Annotated in this window: 17 protein-coding genes (1 of these 17 cut by a window edge); 13 read left to right on the top strand and 4 right to left on the bottom strand. The window is 63.9% G+C overall.

The features are described from left to right. The coding region (locus tag NKI01_RS29000) for a winged helix-turn-helix domain-containing protein (RefSeq protein ID WP_502899490.1) at window positions 1–726 on the top strand (726 nt) is incomplete at its 5' end. A 9-nt stretch (window positions 727–735) separates the two neighbouring features. Next, window positions 736–1,389: a Vgb family protein gene (locus NKI01_RS28995; RefSeq protein WP_023722289.1), complete on the top strand. Its 654-nt coding sequence runs from the start codon at window positions 736–738 to the stop codon at window positions 1,387–1,389. A gap of 39 nt (window positions 1,390–1,428) precedes the next feature. On the opposite strand, the gene NKI01_RS28990 is transcribed toward NKI01_RS28995, so the two are convergent. Further along, on the bottom strand, window positions 1,429–1,914 hold the full coding sequence (locus tag NKI01_RS28990) for a MarR family winged helix-turn-helix transcriptional regulator (RefSeq protein ID WP_023722290.1): 486 nt from the start codon (window positions 1,912–1,914) through the stop codon (window positions 1,429–1,431). 96 nt (window positions 1,915–2,010) lie between these two features. Between NKI01_RS28990 and NKI01_RS28985 the strand changes: the two genes are divergently transcribed. Next, window positions 2,011–2,901, top strand: a complete 891-nt coding sequence (locus NKI01_RS28985) for a DMT family transporter (RefSeq protein ID WP_352483547.1) — start codon at window positions 2,011–2,013, stop codon at window positions 2,899–2,901. Between the two features lie 19 nt (window positions 2,902–2,920). On the opposite strand, the gene ubiG is transcribed toward NKI01_RS28985, so the two are convergent. Continuing rightward, window positions 2,921–3,670, bottom strand: coding sequence for a bifunctional 2-polyprenyl-6-hydroxyphenol methylase/3-demethylubiquinol 3-O-methyltransferase UbiG (gene ubiG, locus NKI01_RS28980; protein WP_352965534.1), 750 nt, complete (start codon window positions 3,668–3,670; stop codon window positions 2,921–2,923). Between the two features lie 214 nt (window positions 3,671–3,884). On the opposite strand from ubiG, the gene NKI01_RS28975 reads away from it, so the two are divergent. The 9 genes from NKI01_RS28975 to NKI01_RS28935 all read left to right on the top strand — a co-directional run bounded on the left by NKI01_RS28975 (window position 3,885) and on the right by NKI01_RS28935 (window position 16,540). Then, entirely contained in the window at window positions 3,885–4,448 is a 564-nt protein-coding gene (locus NKI01_RS28975; protein WP_352965532.1) for a putative glycolipid-binding domain-containing protein, read from the top strand. A gap of 201 nt (window positions 4,449–4,649) precedes the next feature. Then, window positions 4,650–5,903, top strand: coding sequence for an aspartate kinase (locus NKI01_RS28970; RefSeq protein WP_352965530.1), 1,254 nt, complete (start codon window positions 4,650–4,652; stop codon window positions 5,901–5,903). Between the two features lie 130 nt (window positions 5,904–6,033). After that, complete coding sequence (ptsP, locus tag NKI01_RS28965) at window positions 6,034–8,304, top strand: phosphoenolpyruvate--protein phosphotransferase (RefSeq protein WP_352453081.1); 2,271 nt, start codon at window positions 6,034–6,036, stop codon at window positions 8,302–8,304. 8 nt (window positions 8,305–8,312) lie between these two features. After that, window positions 8,313–9,392, top strand: a complete 1,080-nt coding sequence (gene prfA, locus NKI01_RS28960; protein WP_352965528.1) for a peptide chain release factor 1 — start codon at window positions 8,313–8,315, stop codon at window positions 9,390–9,392. Further along, on the top strand, window positions 9,385–10,263 hold the full coding sequence (gene prmC, locus NKI01_RS28955) for a peptide chain release factor N(5)-glutamine methyltransferase (protein WP_352965526.1): 879 nt from the start codon (window positions 9,385–9,387) through the stop codon (window positions 10,261–10,263). Before prfA ends, prmC begins: the two co-directional genes overlap by 8 nt. Before the next feature lie 304 nt (window positions 10,264–10,567). Next, window positions 10,568–11,527 carry a DUF4167 domain-containing protein gene (locus NKI01_RS28950; RefSeq protein ID WP_502899026.1) on the top strand — a complete coding sequence of 320 codons (960 nt, stop codon included), beginning with the start codon at window positions 10,568–10,570 and terminating at the stop codon, window positions 11,525–11,527. A 238-nt stretch (window positions 11,528–11,765) separates the two neighbouring features. Then, on the top strand, window positions 11,766–14,372 hold the full coding sequence (gene clpB, locus NKI01_RS28945) for an ATP-dependent chaperone ClpB (RefSeq protein ID WP_352965523.1): 2,607 nt from the start codon (window positions 11,766–11,768) through the stop codon (window positions 14,370–14,372). A 100-nt stretch (window positions 14,373–14,472) separates the two neighbouring features. Continuing rightward, window positions 14,473–14,838: an MmcQ/YjbR family DNA-binding protein gene (locus NKI01_RS28940; RefSeq protein WP_352965520.1), complete on the top strand. Its 366-nt coding sequence runs from the start codon at window positions 14,473–14,475 to the stop codon at window positions 14,836–14,838. 235 nt (window positions 14,839–15,073) lie between these two features. Further along, window positions 15,074–16,540 (top strand): L,D-transpeptidase family protein, encoded by a 1,467-nt coding sequence (locus NKI01_RS28935; RefSeq protein WP_352496395.1) that lies wholly within the window; start codon window positions 15,074–15,076, stop codon window positions 16,538–16,540. A gap of 20 nt (window positions 16,541–16,560) precedes the next feature. Here the strand turns inward: NKI01_RS28935 and NKI01_RS28930 are convergent, their stop codons facing one another. Then, window positions 16,561–17,193 carry a TMEM175 family protein gene (locus NKI01_RS28930; protein ID WP_352496396.1) on the bottom strand — a complete coding sequence of 211 codons (633 nt, stop codon included), beginning with the start codon at window positions 17,191–17,193 and terminating at the stop codon, window positions 16,561–16,563. Window positions 17,194–17,363: 170 nt separating this feature from the next. On the opposite strand from NKI01_RS28930, the gene NKI01_RS28925 reads away from it, so the two are divergent. Further along, entirely contained in the window at window positions 17,364–18,923 is a 1,560-nt protein-coding gene (locus NKI01_RS28925) for an MFS transporter (protein WP_352483557.1), read from the top strand. A 16-nt stretch (window positions 18,924–18,939) separates the two neighbouring features. Here NKI01_RS28925 and NKI01_RS28920 read toward each other — a convergent pair whose 3' ends face one another. Then, a protein-coding gene (locus NKI01_RS28920) for a M23 family metallopeptidase (RefSeq protein WP_352483558.1) crosses the window boundary here: on the bottom strand, window positions 18,940–20,413 show its 3' portion. 485 nt of this gene lie beyond the right edge of the window; only the last 1,474 of its 1,959 coding nucleotides appear in the window; its start codon lies beyond the right edge, outside the window — the gene reads right to left on this strand; its stop codon occupies window positions 18,940–18,942.

Below are 20,413 nucleotides of genomic sequence, written 5' to 3'. Positions count from 1 at the left end.
CGCGCCGCACTCGCCCTAGCGGCGCGGGCGGCGCGCGCGGCCGGCATCCCCGCGCTGACCGCAGAGGTGGAGAGCGCATCGCTGGTGCTGGAGACGCCGGCGGCACGCCTTGTCGCCCGTGGCGAGGAACGGCCCCTTCTGCTCGACGAAGTCGAAGCGCTCCTGGCGTCGGGGGCGCTGGTGGTGGATGCATGCCGCAATGTCGTGCGGGTCGCAGACACCGCCATCTCGCTGGCGACCCGCCCGGTGCTGTTCGCTGTTGCCCGCGCGCTGGCCGAAGCCTGGCCGAGGGACGTGGCAAGATCGACGCTTATTGCGCGCGCTTTCCGCGGAAAGGACGCGGACGAATCACATCGCGCGCGGTTACGGGTCGAAATCGGGCGACTTCGCGCGGAGCTTCGGAGCTTGGCCGATGTGAGCGCGACGAAGCGGGGCTTTGCCCTGGCGCCACGCCGCGCCGGCGAGGTCGTCGTGCTGGCGCCGCCCGTCGAGGACGATCATGCCGCGGTGCTCGCCTTCCTCGCCGACGGCGAGTCGTGGTCGAGCTCGGCCTTGGCGATTGCGCTTGGAGCCAGTTCGCGTACCGTGCAGCGGGCGCTCGAGCAGCTCGCCCAGTCAGGCAAGGTGCAGTCGTTCGGCCGCGGGCGGGCGCGTCGCTGGATGACCCCGCCGGTACCGGGTTTCCCGACAATCTTGTTACTCCCCGGCCCGTTGCCGGGCTACTAGGGTGGTATTATGAAACGATCCTCAGCCGAAATCCTCCGTGAATATGGACCCTTTCCGGGTGTCGACCACGTCGACGGCGTCACCTTCGACGGTGAGCATGTCTGGTTTGCGTCAGGCGACAGATTGAACGCCTTCGATCCGGCGAGCGGCAAAGTAGTGCGCTCGATCGATGTCGCGGCACACGCCGGAACGGCCTTCGACGGCCAGCACCTCTATCAGATCGCCGAGGATCGCATCCACAAGATCGATCCGAAGAATGGCCAGGTGCTGGCGTCGATCCCGGCGCCCGGCAATGGCGGTGATTCCGGGCTCGCCTGGGCCGAAGGAACACTCTGGGTCGGGCAGCACCGGGGCCGAAAGATCCATCAGGTCGATCCCGAGACAGGGGCAATCCTTCGCACCATCGTTTCCAACCGCGTCGTCACCGGGGTCAGCTGGGTCGATGGCGAGCTGTGGCATGGCACCTGGGAGGGTGAGGAGAGCGATGTCCGGCGGATCGATCCTGAAACGGGAAAGGTCCTGGAGAAGCTCGATATGCCGCCAGGAACAGGCGTGTCGGGGCTCGAATCCGATGGCGGTGACCAGTTTTTCTGTGGCGGCGGAAACAGCGGCAAGATCAGAGCTGTCCGCCGGCCCAAACGAGGCTCCGCGGCCAGGATTTGAGTTTTCCACCTTCTCGGCCGGCCCTTTTGGCCGGTTTGGTTAGCCTAGGCTCGCGATCAATTTTTCGAGCAGGCGTGCCAGCATGACCTGCTCCGGGCGTATCAGGCCGGAAAGTATCTCGTGCTCGTTGGCAACGTGCGCGGCAACCGCCTCGTCGATCAAAGCGAGGCCCTTCCGGGTCAGTTGTACGACGATGCCGCGGCGATCGTCGGGATGTGGCCCGCGCTTGATCAAGCCGGATTTCTCGAGCCGATCGAGGCGGTTGGTCATCGCGCCCGATGTCACCATCGTCGCCTCGTACAGAGCGGTCGGCGTCAGCGCGTATGGCGGCCCGGAACGACGCAGCGTCGCCAGCACATCGAATTCTCCGGATTGCAGTCCGTAACTTGCAAACAGCGGCGCCAGCCGCTCCCGCGCGATCAACGAGGCAGCCTCGTTCAACCGTCCGAGCACGGCCATCGGCGAGACATCGAGATCCGGCCGTTCCTTTTTCCACTGCTCGATCGCTTTTGCTGCGCGATCCATGTCTCTCACCGTTATGTATCTTGACGTGAAGAATCTTTACCTTATCGTACCTCAGCTTGTGGTATCGGCCAAGTGCGAACAGGCGATGGGACGGCGATGAAATTTCTCTGGGACTCGGCGCTTGGCCTTCTGGTCGTCACCGGTGGACTGCTCGGCCTGACGCTGCCGTTCGGCAAGATCGCGACGGCGGCCGGCGTCCCCGCCATGGTCTGGGCCTTCGTCATCTCGCTTGGCGCCGGCGGCGTGCTTTTGTGCGCATTGCTGCTCAACGGGCAGCGCATGCGGCTTTCGCCGCACAGGCTGCGCTATTTCTTTGTCACCGCGGCCGTCTCCTACGCAATCCCCAATCTGCTGATGTTTTCAGCCATTCCGCATCTGGGCGCCGGCTACAGCGGCATCATGTTCACGCTGTCGCCGGTCGTCACGCTGGTGTTCTCGATGCTGCTCGGGGTCAGGCGCCCGACCATGCTGGGCATCGTCGGCATAGTCGTCGGTTTCGTGGGCGCAGTCATGGTGGCCGTGACGCGCGGGGAAGCGGGCCATCCGGCCGAATTTTTCTGGGTGGCGATGGGCCTGCTCATCCCGGTCAGCCTCGCCGCCGGCAACATCTACCGCACCGTCGACTGGCCTGAAGACACCGGCCCGATCGAGCTTGCCGTCGGCAGCCATCTGGCAGCAGCCTTGATGCTGCTTGCCGGCATTCTGGTCCTGCTGGGCGGCAATGCATTCGGCTCGCTCGGCGGCGTGCCGCTGGTCGCTGCGGCACAGGTGGCATCAGCCTCGGCGATGTTCGCCTTCTTCTTCCGCCTGCAAGCGGTCGGCGGCCCGGTCTATCTCAGCCAGATCGGCTATGTGGCGGCGGCGGTCGGGCTGTTTGCCGGGACGCTCTTCCTCGGCGAGCGCTATCAGTTGCTGACCTGGGCGGGTGCCGTCATCATCACCGCCGGCGTGTTCATCACCACCAAGGCGCAAAGCCAGAAGACATAGGGGCCAGAAGGCGTAAGCTTCAGACGGATACCTTCTCCGCCAGCACCATGTAGTTGACGTCCATGTCCTTCGACCGCTGCCAGCGATCGGCGAGCGGGCTGTAGCTGACCCCGGTGCGGTCGATGACGGTCAGGCCGGCGCCGGCAAGCGCCTTTTCGAGTTCCTCGGGGCGCACCAGCTTGCCGAACTGGTGGGTGCCGCGGGGCAGCCAGCGCAGCACATATTCGGCGCCGATGATGGCCAGGCCCAGGGCCTTCAGCGTGCGGTTGATGGTGGCGACGAACATGATGCCGCCGGGCTTGACCATCTCGCCGCATTTGGCCAGGAACAGATCGACATCGGCGACATGCTCGACCACTTCCATGTTGAGGATGACGTCGAATTTTTCGCCAGCGTCGGCCAGGTCTTCCGCGGTCATGGCGCGGTAGTCAACGCTCACGCCGACTTCCGCCGCATGCAGCTTGGCCACTTCGATGTTGGTGACTGAGGCATCGGCGCCGACCACTTCGGCGCCAAGCCGCGCCATCGGCTCGCACAAAAGCCCGCCGCCGCAGCCAATGTCGAGGAAGCGCAGGCCTTCGAACGGCCGTGCCGCACGCGGATCACGGCCGAAGCGGGCCGCCACCTGGTCGCGGATATAGGCAAGCCGGATCGGGTTGAACTTATGCAGCGGGCGGAACTTGCCGTTCGGGTTCCACCATTCGGCGGCAAGGGCGGAAAATCGTTCCACCTCTCCGGCATCGATCGTCGATCGTCGGGGCTCTGGCATGGCGTGGTCTCCTCGGACGCTAGGAAGTCGGGCGCAAGGCTGCGAATGTCAAGGCGCGAAATTCACCGCCGGCAGCGCGATGCGCGTGATGCCTGACAGCACCGCCTTTTGCCGGAGGCAATTGTGTCAGCACATGTCAGTTGATGGTGTGCCGGAAGGAAACACCAATGCCCTGGCGGACGAAGCAGAGACATCGTGTCCGAAGGAGTGCACAATGATGCGAACGGTTGCTTCCATTCTTTGGCGCCGGCTTGACCAGGAAGGCCACGACGCTTGCCTGCTGTCGGAAGCGAGTTCCGGGTGGAACCTCAGGGGACACGCGCTTTTCGTTCAGGACGGCAAGCCGTGCAGCATCGCCTACGAGGTGGACTGCGATGCCGGCTGGCATACGCGCTCGGCGCGTGCCGACGGCTTCCTCGGCACGCAAGAGCTGCATTATAGCATCGACCGGCTTACCGAGCGCCAATGGACGCTGAACGGCGAGCATCAAGCTGAAGTCGACGGTCTCATCGATGTCGATCTCGGCTTCACGCCCGCCACAAACCTTTTGGCGCTCCGCCGTTTTGCCCTCGATGTCGGCACGGCGACGCCCGCCCCGGCGGCCTATCTGACATTTCCCGACCTGAGGCTGACGCACCTGGAACAGACCTATCGACGCGTCGATGCAGCACACTACGCCTATGCCGCGCCGCTGTTCGGCTACAATGAGATGCTGGAGGTTTCGCCGCTCGGTTTCGTCCTCGATTATCCGCGCCTGTGGAGAGCCACAGCACTGTAGGGCTGAAGCGAGCGGCATTTGCCAAGAAGCGGTGCAGGCGTGACACTGCGCTCGTGTGTCGCCTGGCCGGCAGCGGCGGCATGCCTTGCGAAACCGCGATCATTTGGCTAAGGAGGCCGCGCATTGAGCGTCCGGCCCGGTCGGACGCATTTCCGCTTTTCGGCCCTCGGTCCGGCATTCAGTCAAAGGCATTTCGCTTCCATGGCGCGCATCGTGATGAAATTCGGCGGAACGTCCGTCGCCGACATCGCCCGCATGCGCAATGTGGCGCGTCACGTCAAACGCGAGGTCGATGCCGGCCATGAGGTCGCCGTCGTGGTCTCGGCGATGGCCGGCAAGACCAACGAGCTCGTGCATTGGACGCGCGAGGCCTCGCCGATGCACGATGCGCGCGAATATGACGCCGTCGTCGCGTCCGGCGAGCAGGTCACCGCCGGCTTGCTGGCGATCGCGCTGCAGAATATCGGCGTGCATGCCCGCTCCTGGCAAGGCTGGCAGATCCCGATCAAGACCGACAACGCGCATGGCGCGGCGCGCATTCTCGATATTGACGGCGCGTTCCTGATCAAGCGCTTCGGCGAAGGCCAGGTGGCGGTGGTGGCCGGTTTCCAGGGCATCGGGCCGGACAACCGGATCGCAACGCTCGGCCGCGGCGGTTCCGATACCAGCGCTGTCGCCATCGCGGCGGCGGTCAAGGCCGACCGCTGCGACATCTACACCGATGTCGACGGGGTCTACACGACCGATCCGCGCATCGAGCCGAAGGCGCGGCGGCTGGCCAAGATTTCCTTCGAGGAAATGCTCGAAATGGCCTCGCTGGGCGCCAAGGTCCTGCAGGTGCGCTCGGTCGAGCTTGCCATGGTGCACAGGGTGCGTACCTTTGTGCGGTCGTCCTTCGACGATCCCGATGCACCCGGAATGGGGGATTTGCTCAATCCGCCGGGAACGCTTATTTGCGACGAGGAAGAGATCGTGGAACAGCAGGTCGTCACCGGAATTGCCTATGCCAAGGACGAGGCGCAGATATCGCTGCGCCGCGTCGGCGACCGGCCGGGCGTCGCCGCCGGCATTTTCGGGCCGCTCGCCGAGGCCAACATCAACGTCGACATGATCGTCCAGAACATTTCCGAGGACGGCAAGTTCACCGATATGACCTTCACCGTGCCATCCGGCGACGTCGACAAGGCGCTTGCCGTGCTCGAACGGCTGAAGGCGACGATCGGCTACGATGTGGTGCAGTCGGAAGCCGGCATGTCAAAAGTCTCGGTCATCGGCATCGGCATGCGCAGCCATGCCGGCGTCGCCGCCACCGCCTTCAAGGCGCTGGCCGACAGGTCGATCAACATCCGCGCCATTACAACGTCCGAAATCAAGATTTCGATCCTGATCGACGGTCCCTATACGGAACTAGCAGTTCGCACTTTGCATTCCGTCTACGGTCTGGATAAGCAGTAGCAGATCGAAAGTCTTGGAGCGGCCTTTATGCGTCCGATTGGACGCACGGCGCTCTAATTGAGTTGTTGCGTTTGTGCCGCTGTGCAGGGCAACCTGCACCGGCTGAAATGCTATTGGAGAAGAAGCCGCGATGCGTGATTCGGCCAGTGGCCCGCGCGTTTTGCTGAAACGGCTCCGCGAGCTCATGCAAGAGCCGCTGGAGCCGCAGGAGCGGCTTGACCGGATCGTGCGCGACATCGCCTCCAACATGGTTGCCGAGGTCTGCTCGCTCTATGTGCTGCGCGCCGATTCGGTGCTCGAGCTCTACGCCACCGAAGGCCTGAACCCGAACGCCGTCCACCTGGCGCAGCTCAGGCTGGGTCAAGGCCTGGTCGGCACGATCGCGGCCTCGGCGCGGCCGCTCAACCTTTCCAATGCACAGGAGCATCCTGCCTTCGCCTACCTGCCGGAGACCGGGGAAGAAATCTACAATTCCTTCCTCGGCGTGCCGGTGCTGCGGGCAGGGCGGACGCTCGGCGTCCTGGTCGTGCAGAACAAGACCATGCGCCATTATCGAGACGACGAGGTCGAGGCGCTGGAAACGACGGCGATGGTGATCGCCGAGATGATCGCGACCGGCGATCTGGAGCGGCTGACGCGCCCCGGCCTCGAGCTCGATCTGCGTCGCCCGGTAAGCTTTACCGGCCTGTCCTTCAATGAAGGCGTCGGGCTTGGCCATGTGGTGCTGCACGAGCCGCGCATTGTCGTCACCAACCTGTTCAACGAGGACAGCGAGGAGGAGGTCAGGCGGCTCGACGCGTCCCTCGGCTCGCTCAGGCTCTCCATCGACGACATGCTGGAGCGCCGCGACGTCGCCTTCGAGGGCGAGCATCGCCAGGTGCTCGAAGCCTATCGCATGTTCGCCAACGATCGCGGCTGGGTACGCCGGCTGGAGGAGGCGATCCGCAACGGCCTGACGGCCGAAGCGGCGGTCGAAAAGGTGCAGAGCGACATGCGTGCCCGCATGCTGCACATGACCGATCCGTATCTGCGCGAACGGATGAGCGATTTCGACGATCTCGCCAACCGGTTGCTGCGGCAGCTTATGGGGCGCGGACCGGAGGACGTCGCGGCCTCGCTGCCCAAGGACGCCATCATCGTCGCCCGCTCGATGGGTGCTGCCGAGCTGCTTGACTATCCCAGAGACAAGCTGCGCGGACTGGTGCTGGAGGACGGCGCGGCGACCAGCCATGTCGTCATCGTGGCCCGTGCGATGGGCATACCGGTCGCCGGCCAGATGAAGGGCGCCGTTTCCATGGCGGAAAACGGCGATGCCATCATCGTCGACGGCGAGGAAGGCGCGATCCATCTGCGCCCGCAGCCCGACCTCGAGGCGGCCTATGCCGAGAAAGTGCGCTTCAGGGCGCGGCGGCAGGAGGTCTACCGCGAGCTGCGCAAGAAGCCGTCGGTGACCAAGGACGGTGTCCAGGTCGATCTTCTGATGAATGCCGGGCTGGCGGTCGACCTGCCGCAACTGGCCGAAGCGGGCGCGGCCGGCATCGGCCTGTTCCGCACCGAGCTGCAATTCATGGTCGCCTCGACCTTTCCGCGCGCGGAAGCCCAGGAGCGCTTGTACCGTGACGTGCTCGAGGCGGCGCGCGACAAGCCGGTGACGTTCCGCACCATCGATATTGGCGGCGACAAGGTGCTGCCCTATTTCAAGGGCTCGATCCAGGAGGAAAATCCGGCTCTCGGCTGGCGGGCCATCCGCCTGACGCTCGACCGGCCAGGATTGCTGCGCACCCAGATCCGCGCGCTGCTCAAGGCGTGCGGCGGACGCGAACTGAAACTGATGCTGCCAATGGTGACGGAACTCGGCGAGATCGCGCAGGCGCGCGAGATCATCGACCGCGAGGTCCGGCATTTGTCGCGCTTTGCCCATCATTTGCCGACCAGCCTCAAGGTGGGGGCGATGCTGGAGGTGCCGTCGCTGCTGTTCCAGCTCGACGAGTTGATGAAGGCGGTCGATTTCGTCTCGGTCGGCTCGAACGACCTGTTCCAGTTCGTCATGGCGGTGGACCGCGGCAACACCCAATTGTCCGACCGCTTCGACCCGCTGTCGACGCCGTTCCTGCGTGTTTTGAAGCAAATTGCCGATGCCGGGGCTCGCAACCAGACGCCGGTGACCTTGTGCGGCGAACTTGCCGGCAAGCCGATCTCGGCGATGGCGCTGATCGGCCTTGGCTACCGCTCGATCTCGATGTCGCCGGCATCGATCGGCCCGGTCAAGGCGATGCTGACGGAACTGCCGCTCAGCGAGTTGGAAGCGTTCTTCGACGACAATCTGATGGCGCCGGCGCATGGCCTGCCGATGCGGGCGCTGCTGCAAGCCTTTGCCGACGACCGCTCTATACCGCTATAGACTTCGCCATGATCAACCTGCCCCGCGACCGTATGGATCAAGTCGTCAAGCGTTTCGACATGCTCGAAGCGCAGATGTCGGCCGGGCCAGCGCCGGACGCCTATGTCAGGATGGCCTCCGAATATGCCGACATCCAGGAGATGGTGGCAAAGATCAGGGCGCTGCGCGCCGCCGAGCGCGAACAGGCCGATCTGGAGGCGATGCTCGCCGACAAGGGCACCGACGCCGAGATGCGGGCCTTGGCCGAGGCCGACCTGCCAGGGGTCAAGCATCACATCGAGGCGCTGCAGAAGGACATCCAAATCCTGCTGTTGCCCAAGGATGCCGCCGATGACAAGAACGCCATCCTCGAGATCCGCGCCGGCACCGGCGGCGACGAGGCGGCGCTTTTCGCCGGCGACCTGTTTCGCATGTACGAGCGCTATGCCGCGGCGCATGGCTGGCGTTTCGAGACGGTGTCGGCCAGCGAGGGTGAGGTCGGCGGCTACAAGGAAATCATCGCCACCGTTTCGGGCAAGGGCGTCTTTGCCCATCTGAAGTTCGAATCCGGCGTGCACCGGGTGCAGCGCGTGCCGACGACCGAGGCGGGCGGACGCATTCATACCTCGGCGGCGACGGTCGCGGTGCTGCCGGAAGCCGAAGAGGTCGACATCGACATCAGGGCCGAAGACATCCGCATCGACACGATGCGCGCCTCGGGTTCCGGCGGCCAGCACGTCAACACCACCGATTCGGCCGTGCGCATCACCCATCTGCCGACCGGCATCATGGTGGTGCAGGCGGAAAAGTCGCAGCACCAGAACCGGGCGAAGGCCATGCAGATCCTGCGCGCCAGGCTCTACGACCTCGAGCGCAGCAAGGCGGACGAGGAACGTTCCGAATCGCGCAAGTCGCAGGTCGGCTCGGGCGACCGCTCGGAACGCATCCGCACCTATAATTTTCCGCAGGGTCGCGTCACCGATCATCGTATCAACCTGACGCTCTATAAGCTCGACCGGGTGATGATGGGCGAACTCGACGAGATCATCGACGCGCTGATCGCCGATCACCAGTCGAAGCTGCTCGCCGATATCGGCATCGATGGCTGACAGCCTGCCCGGCACGCTGGCGCCGCTGTTGCGGGAGGCGCGAAACCGTCTTGCCGCGGCCGGGATCGCGGATCCGGCGCTCGATGCCAGGCTGATCGTCGAGCATTTTTCCGGCACGACCCGCACGCAGGCCATCGCCGATCCCGAGCGAACGGTCGATGCGGGCGTGAGGGCAGCGATCGAAGCCGCCTTGCGGCGGCGTATCGCCGGCGAGCCGGTACACCGGATCCTTGGCTATCGCGAATTCTACGGCTTGCGCCTTTCGCTTTCGCCGCAAACGCTGGAGCCGCGGCCGGATACCGAAACGCTGGTCGACGCTATAGTGCCCTTCGTCAAGGCAATGGCGGCACGCGAGGGCGGCTGCCGCATCCTCGATCTAGGGACCGGTACCGGTGCCATTGCGCTGGCGCTGCTCAGCGCCGTTCCGGCCGCGACCGCCACCGGCGTTGACATTTCGCAGGAGGCGCTGGCCACAGCCATGCGTAATGCCGGGGAATTGGGGCTCGCCGGCCGGTTCACGCCGCTCAAATCCGACTGGTTTGAAAAAGTTTCTGGCCTGTACCATGTAATTGTCGCAAACCCTCCCTATATACCCTCAGACGACATTGGAAATCTGCAGGACGAGGTCCGCGGTTTCGATCCACGCCAAGCCCTCGATGGCGGCGTGGACGGTCTGAGCCCCTACAGGAAGATCGCCGCGGGAGCGGTAGCGTATTTGGAACTCCAAGGCAGGATTGCGGTCGAGATCGGCCATACGCAGCACCAACAGGTTACGGAGATATTCTCCGCGGCCGGGTACCGTTCGGTCGGGGTGTTTCGTGATCTCGGCGGAAACGACAGAGTTCTTGTGTTCGAACGGTGGAAGCCGTGATGCAGTGCGAAAAAAGCGCTTGGCAATACCGGGGAATGCGGCTAGGGTCGCCTTAACCGGATGAGACGAAGCAGGCAGTGCTCTTAGCGATTCGGTTTTCCTTGGAAATAGCTGCCTTCTTGCGCAAACGACGCCCAAGCTTCGTGCGGGAATCGTCCGGCAAGTGAAGTAACCGGAACAGGATGGCACGTGGCGCCAACGCAATTGATGCGGGCGAACGCCGGTGAAGGAACGAAACGGCTGGCCGCATGAGCGCCTCCGTTCGTGAAGAGTTTTTCGAAAATTTCAAAGTGAAGAGAGTCTAATGAGGCCACAACAGCAAAACAGGCGCATGCGCGGTCGCAACAACAATGGCGGCGGCGGCAACAACAATAACAACAACAACCGAAAGGGGCCGAATCCCCTGACGCGCAACTATGAGAGCAACGGTCCGGACGTGAAGATCCGCGGATCGGCTCAGCAGATTGCCGAGAAGTACGCAACCCTTGCCCGTGACGCGCAAAGCTCCGGCGACCGGGTGATGGCGGAAAACTATCTCCAGCATGCCGAGCACTATAACCGCATCATCGCAGCCGCTCAGGCACAGATGCCGATCCAGAACGCGCAGCAGAATCGAGACGATTTCGACGATGACGGCGACGAGGATCGCGACGAGTTCGACAATGCCGGCAACAACAATGCCAACGAGGCCTCGGCGTCGGCCAATCACGGTGCCGGCCCGCAGCCGGTCATCGATGGCACGCCGGCCGAACTGGCTCTGAACCAGGAAAACAGCCGCGACAATCGGGGCGGCCGCGATAACCGTGACGGCCGCGACAACAATGGCGGACGCCACCGCGACCGTCGCCCCAATGGCGGTTACGGTCAGAACGGCCAGCGCGGCGAATATGGCGCGCGCGGCGAGCAGCAGGGTGGCCAGCGCGTCGAACAACAGCCACAGCGCGACGAGATGCCGGCGCAGGCGGAGCCCGTGCCGGCCGCTGAGCCGGTCTTTGTGAGCGAGCCCGCACCGCAATTCGAAAACCTTTCGCCGGCGGGTCTCGCCGCCCAGGCCGAGCTCAACGAAGCTGCTGCCGAAAACAGCCCGGCCCGCCGCCCCAGGCGTCCGCGTCGTCCGCGCCTCGATGTCGAACAGGCAAATGGCGGCAACGACAATGCCGGCCCTGACAGTTCCGGCCCTGACCGTGCCGAAACTGGCAATGTCGATGCGGCGCCGGCTGAAGATGCCGGCGGTCAACCTATTATTGCCGACGTCGAGAATTGATCGAAGAAACGTTCAGGCGATCTTAGCGCATCCTTTACCCTGGACGGCGGAGAGAAATCTCCGCCGTTTTCCTTTTGCGCGCTCGGAATATTATGCGTTCGCCAGTGTCGAGGCGTCTTGAGGGTCCGTGGTTTGCGTCCCATATCTTGCGTGAACAGGATCCGGCTCGAACGGGCGGGTCCGTCACCGCAATCTGATCCGGTGCCGCGAAGCGGGCCGGTGACGGAAGGAGACAGGCATGAATCTTGAAAAATATTCCGAGCGCGTGCGTGGCTTTATCCAGTCCGCGCAAACCATGGCGCTTTCCCGCAGCCACCAGCAATTCACCCCCGAGCATATCCTCAAGGTCCTTGTCGATGACGACGAGGGCCTGGCTGCGTCGCTGATCGAGCGCGCCGGCGGCAATGTCCGTGACGTCAAGCTCGGCGTCGAAACGGCACTGGAGGCAATGCCCAAGGTCGAGGGCGGCAATGGCCAGCTCTACTTGGCGCAGCCGCTGGCAAAGGTGTTCTCGACCGCCGAGGAACTGGCCAAGAAGGCCGGTGACAGCTTCGTTACCGTCGAACGGCTTCTGCAGGCGCTTGCCATGGAAAAGTCGGCCAAGACCGCCGACATCCTGTCCAAGGCCGGTGTCACGCCGCAGGCGCTGAACCAGGTCATCAACGACGTACGCAAAGGTCGCACCGCCGATTCGGCGAGCGCCGAGCAGGGCTACGACGCGCTGAAGAAATACGCGCGCGACCTGACGGCGGACGCCCGCGCGGGCAAGCTCGATCCGGTCATCGGTCGTGATGACGAAATTCGCCGCACCATCCAGGTGCTGTCGCGCCGCACCAAGAACAACCCGGTGCTGATCGGCGAACCCGGCGTCGGCAAAACGGCGATCGCCGAAGGGCTGGCGCTGCGCATCGTCAATGGCGATGTGCCGGAATCGCTCAAGGACAAGCAGCTGATGGCGCTCGACATGGGGTCGCTGATCGCCGGCGCCAAATACCGCGGCGAGTTCGAGGAGCGGCTGAAGGCGGTGCTTTCCGAAGTCACGTCTGCCGCCGGCGGCATCATCCTGTTCATCGACGAGATGCACACCCTGGTCGGCGCCGGCAAGGCGGATGGCGCCATGGATGCGTCGAACCTGCTGAAGCCGGCGCTGGCCCGCGGCGAACTGCACTGCGTCGGCGCCACCACGCTCGACGAATACCGCAAGCATGTCGAGAAGGATGCGGCCCTTGCCCGCCGCTTCCAGCCGGTCTTCGTCAATGAGCCGACGGTCGAAGACACCGTCTCGATCCTGCGCGGCCTGAAAGAGAAATACGAGCAGCACCACAAGGTGCGCATCTCGGATTCGGCGCTGGTCGCGGCCGCTACGCTGTCAAACCGCTACATCGCCGACCGCTTCTTGCCGGACAAGGCGATCGATCTCGTCGACGAGGCCGCCTCGCGGCTCAGGATGCAGGTCGATTCGAAGCCCGAGGCGCTGGACGAGATCGATCGCCGCATCATGCAGCTCAAGATCGAGCGCGAGGCGCTCAAGGTCGAGAAGGACGATGCCTCGAAGGACCGGCTCACCCGGCTTGAGAAGGAACTCTCGAACCTCGAGGAGGAATCGACCGAGCTGACCTCGAAGTGGCAGGCCGAGAAGCAGAAGCTCGGGCTTGCCGCCGACCTCAAGAAGCAGCTCGACGAGGCGCGCAACGAACTTGCCATTGCGCAGCGCAAGGGCGAATTCCAGCGCGCCGGCGAACTTGCCTATGGCAAGATCCCGGAACTCGAAAAGCAGCTGAAGCAGGCTGAAGCCAGGGATGGCAAGGCCGGCATGGTCGAGGAAGTGGTCGGCCCCGATCACGTCGCTCATATCGTGTCGCGCTGGACGGGGATCCCGGTCGACAAGATGCTGGAAGGCGAACGCGACAAGCTGTTGCGCATGGAAGACGAGGTCGGCAAGCGCGTCGTCGGCCAGGGTGAGGCGGTGCAGGCGGTGTCGAAAGCGGTGCGCCGTGCGCGCGCCGGCCTGCAGGACCCGAACCGGCCGCTCGGCTCGTTCATGTTCCTCGGACCGACGGGCGTCGGCAAGACCGAATTGACCAAGGCACTGGCCAGCTTCCTGTTCGACGACGAGAGCGCCATGGTGCGCATCGACATGTCGGAGTTCATGGAGAAGCACTCGGTCGCCCGGCTGATCGGCGCGCCCCCCGGCTATGTCGGCTATGAGGAAGGCGGCGCGCTGACCGAAGCGATCCGGCGGCGGCCCTATCAGGTCGTGCTGTTCGACGAGATCGAGAAGGCGCATCCGGACGTGTTCAACGTGCTGCTGCAGGTGCTCGACGACGGCCGGCTGACCGACGGGCAGGGCCGTACGGTCGACTTCCGCAACACGCTGATCATCATGACGTCCAACCTCGGCGCCGAATATCTGGTCAATCTCGGCGAGCACCAGGATGTCGACGTGGTGCGCGACGAGGTGATGAATGTGGTCAGGGCTTCGTTCCGGCCGGAATTCCTCAACCGCATCGACGAGGTGATCCTGTTCCACCGGTTGCGCCGGCAGGATATGGGCCGCATCGTCGAAATCCAGCTCAAGCGGCTGGAAAACCTGCTTGTCGACCGCAAGATCGCGCTTTCGCTCGATCAGGAGGCGATCGACTGGCTGGCGGCCAAGGGCTATGATCCGGCCTACGGCGCGCGGCCGCTGAAGCGGGTGATGCAGAAGGAATTGCAGGATCCGCTGGCGGAAAAGATCCTGCTCGGCGAGATCCTCGACGGCTCGACCGTCAAGGTCACCGCCGGGTCCGACCGGCTGAACTTCCGCTCGAAGCCGGCGGTCGTGGCAACCGAGGCGGCCGCCTGACTTCAAGCCAAAGCCTGTTCCATCCCGATGGAATCGGGATGGGCTCCTCTCTTCTTTTTTGACCATGATCTCATGGTCTACCATCATTGGCGGGGCGCAGATGACGCTGGACGATTATAACAGCTTCTGCGCCTCGCTGCCTTCGACGACCCATGTCGTGCAGTGGGGCGGCGCCCATGTCTGGAAAGTCGGCGGCAAGGTGTTTGCAATCGGCGGCTGGAGTGAAGGCAAAGAGCCGTTCGTCACCTTCAAATGCTCCGATATCGCCTATGACGTGCTGAGGGAACAGCCGAGCCTTCGGCCGGCGCCCTATCTCGCCTCGCGCGGCATGAAATGGATCCAGCGCCAGACAGGCGAAAGCATGGATGACGAGGCGCTGAAGGATTATCTGCGCGAAAGCCACCGTCTCGTCGCGCTGAAGCTGACGAAGCAGGCGCGCAAGGAATTGGGACTCATTGCCGGTTGATCTGCCAGAAATCCGCCATCTTCATGCCCGGTTCATATTGGAACCTTATCGTACGCAAGTGATTTGCTGGCGAAGGGGTTCGCGACCACATCGGCCCGAAATCGAGTTTTGATTTTCGCAAAGCACGATGCGGAGATTTAAAGCGTTAGAGTGTCCTTAAGCCCAAAAGGACGCGCGGCGCTCTTGAGAGACAATGCCGGCGGCGGCAATTACGGACCGGAGAATTTTGGCCACCATGTTGCGCACCATCTTTACCCTTTCAGCGCTTGCTGCCGGGCTGCTGGCTTCGAATACGATGGCATCGCCGATAGTGGATACTGCGCCACGGGTGGGTCGTGCTGCCGATGACGGCGGCATTCTTGTCGCCCAGAACGGCAATCTCGACATCTATTACGACGCCAGGGGAAACCGCGTCATCGTCGATGCGGAGACCGGCAAGGTTATCGCCATCCAGCCGCCGCAGACCAGGCTCGATCGCCGTGCCTTGCGCCGCGAGCGCCTGCGCAATCTCGGACCGGTCGAAGACGACCGCTATTATCTTGACGATCCGGAGGACACGGCGCGGTTCCGTCGCAGGCGGTTGGAAGACGAAGGCAGGGTCATCGTGCCGCCGGCTGACGAGTACGACCCCTATGGCGACAATTCGGCAGAAGTCTTCCCCGAAGCGCCGCGGGATGACGGCGGCTATGGCAACAATTTTCCGGAGGAAGCGCAGCCGGTGAAGCCGCGCACCATTGAGCGCCAGCCGCTCAATGAGGCTTCGATCGAGCCGGTCGAACCGACAGTGCCGGGCGAGCAGGCGGCCTTGCCGCCAAGCACTGGCGGCAAAACGGCGGTCGACCCGTCGTTATCGCTCGGCGCCCGCCAGGACGTGGCGGCGCTGCAGGTGCTGCTCGACCGTGCCGGTTCTTCGCCCGGCGTCATCGACGGACGCTTCGGCTCGAATGTCGACAAGGCGCTTGCCGCCTATAATGAGATCACCGGCAGCAATCTGAAATCGACCGATGCGATCGGCATCCAGGCCGCCCTGGCGCAATCCGGTGGCGATGCCTTCGCCTCCTATACGATCACGCCCGAGGATGCGGCCGGCCCCTATGTCGCCTCGATACCGGAGGACTACAGCCAAAAGGCCCAGCTCGACCGCATGGGCTACACGTCGGTGCCCGAGGCGCTGGCCGAGCGCTTCCACATGGACGAGGCCTATCTGAAATCGCTCAATCCGGACGCCAATTTCAGCCGCCCCGGCACCATCATCAAGGTCGCCAATTTCGGCAGGCTGGTGGCGACGCCGGTGGCGCGCATCATCGCCGACAAGGCCAACAAGCAGGTCCGCGCCTATGATGCGGCGGGCAAGCTGGTCGCGGCCTATCCGGCGACCATCGGCTCGTCGGACACGCCGTCGCCGTCCGGCACCCATGCGGTGTCGCGTGTCGCGTTGGATCCGAATTACACCTACAACCCGAACATCAATTTCAAGCAGGGCGAAAACGACAGGATCCTGACCATCCCGCCGGGGCCGAACGGTCCGGTCGGCTCGGTCTGGATTGCGCTGGACAAGCCGACCTATGGCATTCACGGCACCCCGGATCCGTCCAAGATCGGCAAGACCGAAAGCCATGGCTGCGTGCGGCTGACCAATTGGGACGCGCGCGAGCTGGCCAAAATCGTGTCGCCCGGCGTGACGGTGGAGTTCGTCGACTGAGTTGAGCGTTTTCGCTCCACTCACCCGATGATCTTGCGCAGCAATCGCGCGCGTGGCGCCGCCGCATAGATCAGCTGCACCACCAACATGAAGCCGACGCTGAGCAGCGGGCTGACGAGGCAGAGTGCAGCGCCGATCGCCCACAGGATCTGCGCCTTGACGATGCGCAGATAGACCGTTCGGGTGGTCTCCGCATCGACGCCTTCCGCCAGGAGGCCGTTTTTGTCCGCATAGCGCCAACTGGCGAGCAGCGTCAGCCCGAGCATCAAAAGATTGAGCCAGTAGACGAGCACGGCGGTTCTGAATTCGAGGAAGTCGGCCAAAAGATCGGTCGAGAACGGCAGCAAGGCGATGAAACCGAGAAAACAAAGGTTCAGCGTGGCAAGCCGCCTGTCGGACTTCGCGATCAGCCCGTGCTGCGCCTGCTGGCCGAACCAGAAGATGGTCAGCGTCAGGAAGCTGAGCGCATAGGTCAGAAAACGCGGCGCCAGTGCTGCGACCGCGGCGATCAACTCGTTTTCGGAATGCACCGTTTCATGCGCTGGCACCCTGATCTCGAGAACGATCAGGGTGAGCGCGATGGCGAACACGCCGTCGGTGATGCCGACGACGCGCCCACGTCCTTCCGCCGAGGGTTCGAGCGGTCGTTTCATGCGGGTATTTTCCCCCTTGCCAGTCGCGCTGCAAGAAGCTTAGCACGGCATCGGCCGTTTGCACCCGCACTGGCGTGGTCCTGCCTGCATGGCCAGGTTCGGGCTGGTTTCAACGAGAACAGCCTGCTGGCCGGTTGTCGCTGGCCCCCCGGCGGTCTAGGTAAGGCAGCATGCACACGCCAACCAAAGTCGGTACCGGCGCCGTTCCCCTGACCGGCTCACTTCCGTCCGATACGTTTTGCCCGCAGGCGCAGCGGCGGTTCGTGCTGATCGCGGCGATCCTGGCTTCCGCACTCGGCTTTATCGACGGATCGGTCCTGGCTATTGCGACGCCGGCGATCCGCGTCGACCTCGGCGCCAGCCTCGCCGAGGCGCAATGGATTTCCAATGCCTATGCATTGACGCTTTCAGCCCTCATTCTCGTCGGCGGCGCCGCGGGCGATCGCTTCGGCCTGCGCCACTCCTTCGTCGCCGGCATCGTCCTGTTCATCGCCGCCTCGCTTGCCTGCGCGTTGGCGCCTAACCCGGCGGTGCTTATTGCGTTTCGGGCTATCCAGGGTGTTGGAGCGGCCGTCATGGTGCCGGGCAGCCTGGCCATTATCGCCAAAGCCTATCCGAAAAAGGAACGCGGCCGGGCGATCGGCATCTGGGCGGCGGCATCAGCGCTGACGATGGCGCTCGGTCCGGTGCTGGGCGGCTTCGTGCTGTCGGCCTTCGGCGACGGCATCTGGCGGGCGATCTTCGCCATCAACCTGCCGCTCGGTCTTATCTCGATCTATCTTCTGCTGGCCAAGGTTCCCGCCGACGCGCCGGCGGAAAAGCGCAGCCTCGATCTCGGCGGCGCAGCACTCGCCATATTGGCGTTCGGAGCGCTCGCTTACGGCCTGACCTCGATGAGCGGTGACGGGGAGGGGCTGATGTCCGGCCCGAGTATTGCCGCCGGCGCAGTTTTGCTCGTCGTGTTCATAGTCTTCGAACGCCGGCGGCGCGAGCCGATGATCGACCTATCGCTGTTTCGGATTGGGGCGTTTGCGGGCGCCAATGTGGCGACCTTCTTCCTTTATTTCGCGCTGTCGGCCAATCTGTTCTATCTGCCGATGCTCATGATCGCCGGATGGGGGCTGAGCACGGCCGAGGTCGGCTTCATCTTCCTGCCGCTGTCGGCATTGATCGCGCTGCTGTCCGGGCCGGTCGGCCAGTGGTCCGACCGCATCGGGCCTCGCTTTCCGATCGCCAGCGGCAGTCTGGTGGTGGCTGTTGCCTTTGCCGGGCTTGCCTTGCTGGCCTATTGGGGCATCCACAATTTCTGGTTGGGGGTGTTCCCGCTGATGGCGCTGATGGGGTTCGGCATGGCGCTGGTGGTGTCGCCGCTCTCGACCGCCATCATGACGGCGGTCGAGGACAAGGATACGGGTGCGGCCTCGGGCATCAACAACGCCGTCTCGCGCATCGGCGGCCTGATTGCCGTGGCGGCGATGGGATCGCTGGCGGCCTGGGTCTACGCTGCCGTGCTCGGCACCGGTGCCGGCATTCCGGGTTTCGGCGAACCGGCGCCCGCCGGCCTGGCGCCCGGTCTCGATGCGGCACGGCTTGCCGCCAGCGACGCGGCATTCGCGGCCGTTGCCGCAGTGACCGCGCTGCTTTGCCTGCTTTCGGCAATCACCGCCTGGATGACGGTTTCCGGCGAGCGGCTGCCATGGGCGCGCGACACGGCGAATCAGCAGGGCTGACGACGAAAACGTCGGCTCAGCCTTCGATCTTGGCGCTCGCTACCTTCAGCTGATTGCTGTCTTCCTGCTTGAGCAGGTCGTCGATGCGTTCGCGCTCGCGCTTGAAGGCGACGAGGTCGTCGCCTTTCAGCGTTTTGCCGACCGGCAGGCGGACGCGCATCGAATCGACCTTGGTGCCGTTGACGATCAGTTCGTAATGAAGATGCGGACCGGTGGAGAGGCCGGTTGAGCCGAGATAGCCGATAACCTGACCTTGGCGAACGCGAACACCCGGCTCGATGCCCTTGGCAAAGGCGCTCTGGTGATTGTAGGACGTCTCGTAACCATTGGCGTGCCGCAGGATGATCTGCTTGCCATAGCCGCCAGCCCAGCCGGCCTTTTCGACGACGCCGTTGCCCGCGGCAATAATCGGCGAGCCCACCGGAGCTGCCCAGTCGGTGCCGGTATGCATTTTCACATACCCCAAAATGGGGTGGCGCCTGGCACCGAACCCCGACGTAAACCTGCCATTGGGCAAGGGATTGCGAAGCAGAAACTGCTGGGCGCTGCTGCCGTTTTCCTCGAAATAGTCGGTGCTGCCGTCCTGCATCTGGAAACGGTAGAAATTTCGCGTCGTGCCGCCGAAAGTCGCGGAGACGTAAAGCAGCTCGGATTCGTCGGACGCCTGGTCGTCGCCATCGGGCTGCGAGAACAGCACCTCGATGCGATCCGTGGGACTGAGGCGCGACTGGAAATCGACACCGGATGCCAGCAACTTGATCAGCCGCTGCGTCATCGCCTTGGACATGCCGTAGGAATAGGCGGTGCGATAGATGCCGTCATAGACGTTCGGTAGATTGCCGCGCACCACGGGCGCAGGCGAATCGTCGAACGCCGTCAGCAATTCGGGATTTGGCTCCGGCTCCTGCGCCGGCACGTATTGGTCGCGGTCGTCGAGCGCGATGGTGACGATGTGCTGGGTCCTGTCGTAAACGCTGGTGCGAACGATCTTGGCGGCGTCGCCATGCACCTCGAGCCCGACGCGCAAGACGGTTCCGGCTTTGAGGGCGGTGGCATTCAACAATTTGGCGATCGCCTCGGCCATGCCGGTGGCGTCCTCGCCGGTATAGCCCGAATCGGCGAAGGCCTCGCCAATGTCGAGATCCTTGGTGAAGGGGATGATTTCCTCGGCGAAGGCCGGCGCCTGGTCGTCGACGGCGGCGCGTGGTGACACCGAGACGTTTTCCGGGACGATCTTGACGTCATAGGAGCCGGCCATGCTCTCGGCGAAGCCGTCACCGAATCGCTGTGGGTCGACATAATGCAGGGACGCGACCTGGATGGCGCCGTCGCTCAGATCGGTGCCGGCCTCGCGTACCACCTTTTCCACCTCGTCGGCAGAAAGGTCGCTCTTTTCGTCGAAGGCCGCCGTCTCGATCGGGAAATCGACGGTCTTCAAGCTCATCTCGCTTTCGACCTTGGCGCCATAGATCTGGCTGGCGGTGGCGGCT

Source organism: Mesorhizobium sp. M0815 (assembly GCF_040319995.1).
Classification (GTDB): domain Bacteria; phylum Pseudomonadota; class Alphaproteobacteria; order Rhizobiales; family Rhizobiaceae; genus Mesorhizobium.
Note: the sequence above shows the minus strand (reverse complement) of the source record. Positions and strands in the feature narration are given on the sequence as shown.

Bases quoted from the DNA above. Each gene is read 5' to 3' on its own strand.
- NKI01_RS28950 (WP_502899026.1), top strand. From the start codon at position 10,568: ATGAGGCCACAACAGCAAAACAGGCGCATGCGCGGTCGCAACAACAAT.
- NKI01_RS28975 (WP_352965532.1), top strand. From the start codon at position 3,885: ATGATGCGAACGGTTGCTTCCATTCTTTGGCGCCGGCTTGACCAGGAA.
- prfA (WP_352965528.1), top strand. From the start codon at position 8,313: ATGATCAACCTGCCCCGCGACCGTATGGATCAAGTCGTCAAGCGTTTC.
- NKI01_RS28925 (WP_352483557.1), top strand. From the start codon at position 17,364: ATGCACACGCCAACCAAAGTCGGTACCGGCGCCGTTCCCCTGACCGGC.
- NKI01_RS28985 (WP_352483547.1), top strand. From the start codon at position 2,011: ATGAAATTTCTCTGGGACTCGGCGCTTGGCCTTCTGGTCGTCACCGGT.
- NKI01_RS28930 (WP_352496396.1), bottom strand. From the start codon at position 17,193: ATGAAACGACCGCTCGAACCCTCGGCGGAAGGACGTGGGCGCGTCGTC.
- clpB (WP_352965523.1), top strand. From the start codon at position 11,766: ATGAATCTTGAAAAATATTCCGAGCGCGTGCGTGGCTTTATCCAGTCC.
- NKI01_RS28935 (WP_352496395.1), top strand. From the start codon at position 15,074: ATGTTGCGCACCATCTTTACCCTTTCAGCGCTTGCTGCCGGGCTGCTG.
- prmC (WP_352965526.1), top strand. From the start codon at position 9,385: ATGGCTGACAGCCTGCCCGGCACGCTGGCGCCGCTGTTGCGGGAGGCG.
- ptsP (WP_352453081.1), top strand. From the start codon at position 6,034: ATGCGTGATTCGGCCAGTGGCCCGCGCGTTTTGCTGAAACGGCTCCGC.
- NKI01_RS28990 (WP_023722290.1), bottom strand. From the start codon at position 1,914: ATGGATCGCGCAGCAAAAGCGATCGAGCAGTGGAAAAAGGAACGGCCG.
- NKI01_RS28970 (WP_352965530.1), top strand. From the start codon at position 4,650: ATGGCGCGCATCGTGATGAAATTCGGCGGAACGTCCGTCGCCGACATC.
- ubiG (WP_352965534.1), bottom strand. From the start codon at position 3,670: ATGCCAGAGCCCCGACGATCGACGATCGATGCCGGAGAGGTGGAACGA.
- NKI01_RS28995 (WP_023722289.1), top strand. From the start codon at position 736: ATGAAACGATCCTCAGCCGAAATCCTCCGTGAATATGGACCCTTTCCG.
- NKI01_RS28940 (WP_352965520.1), top strand. From the start codon at position 14,473: ATGACGCTGGACGATTATAACAGCTTCTGCGCCTCGCTGCCTTCGACG.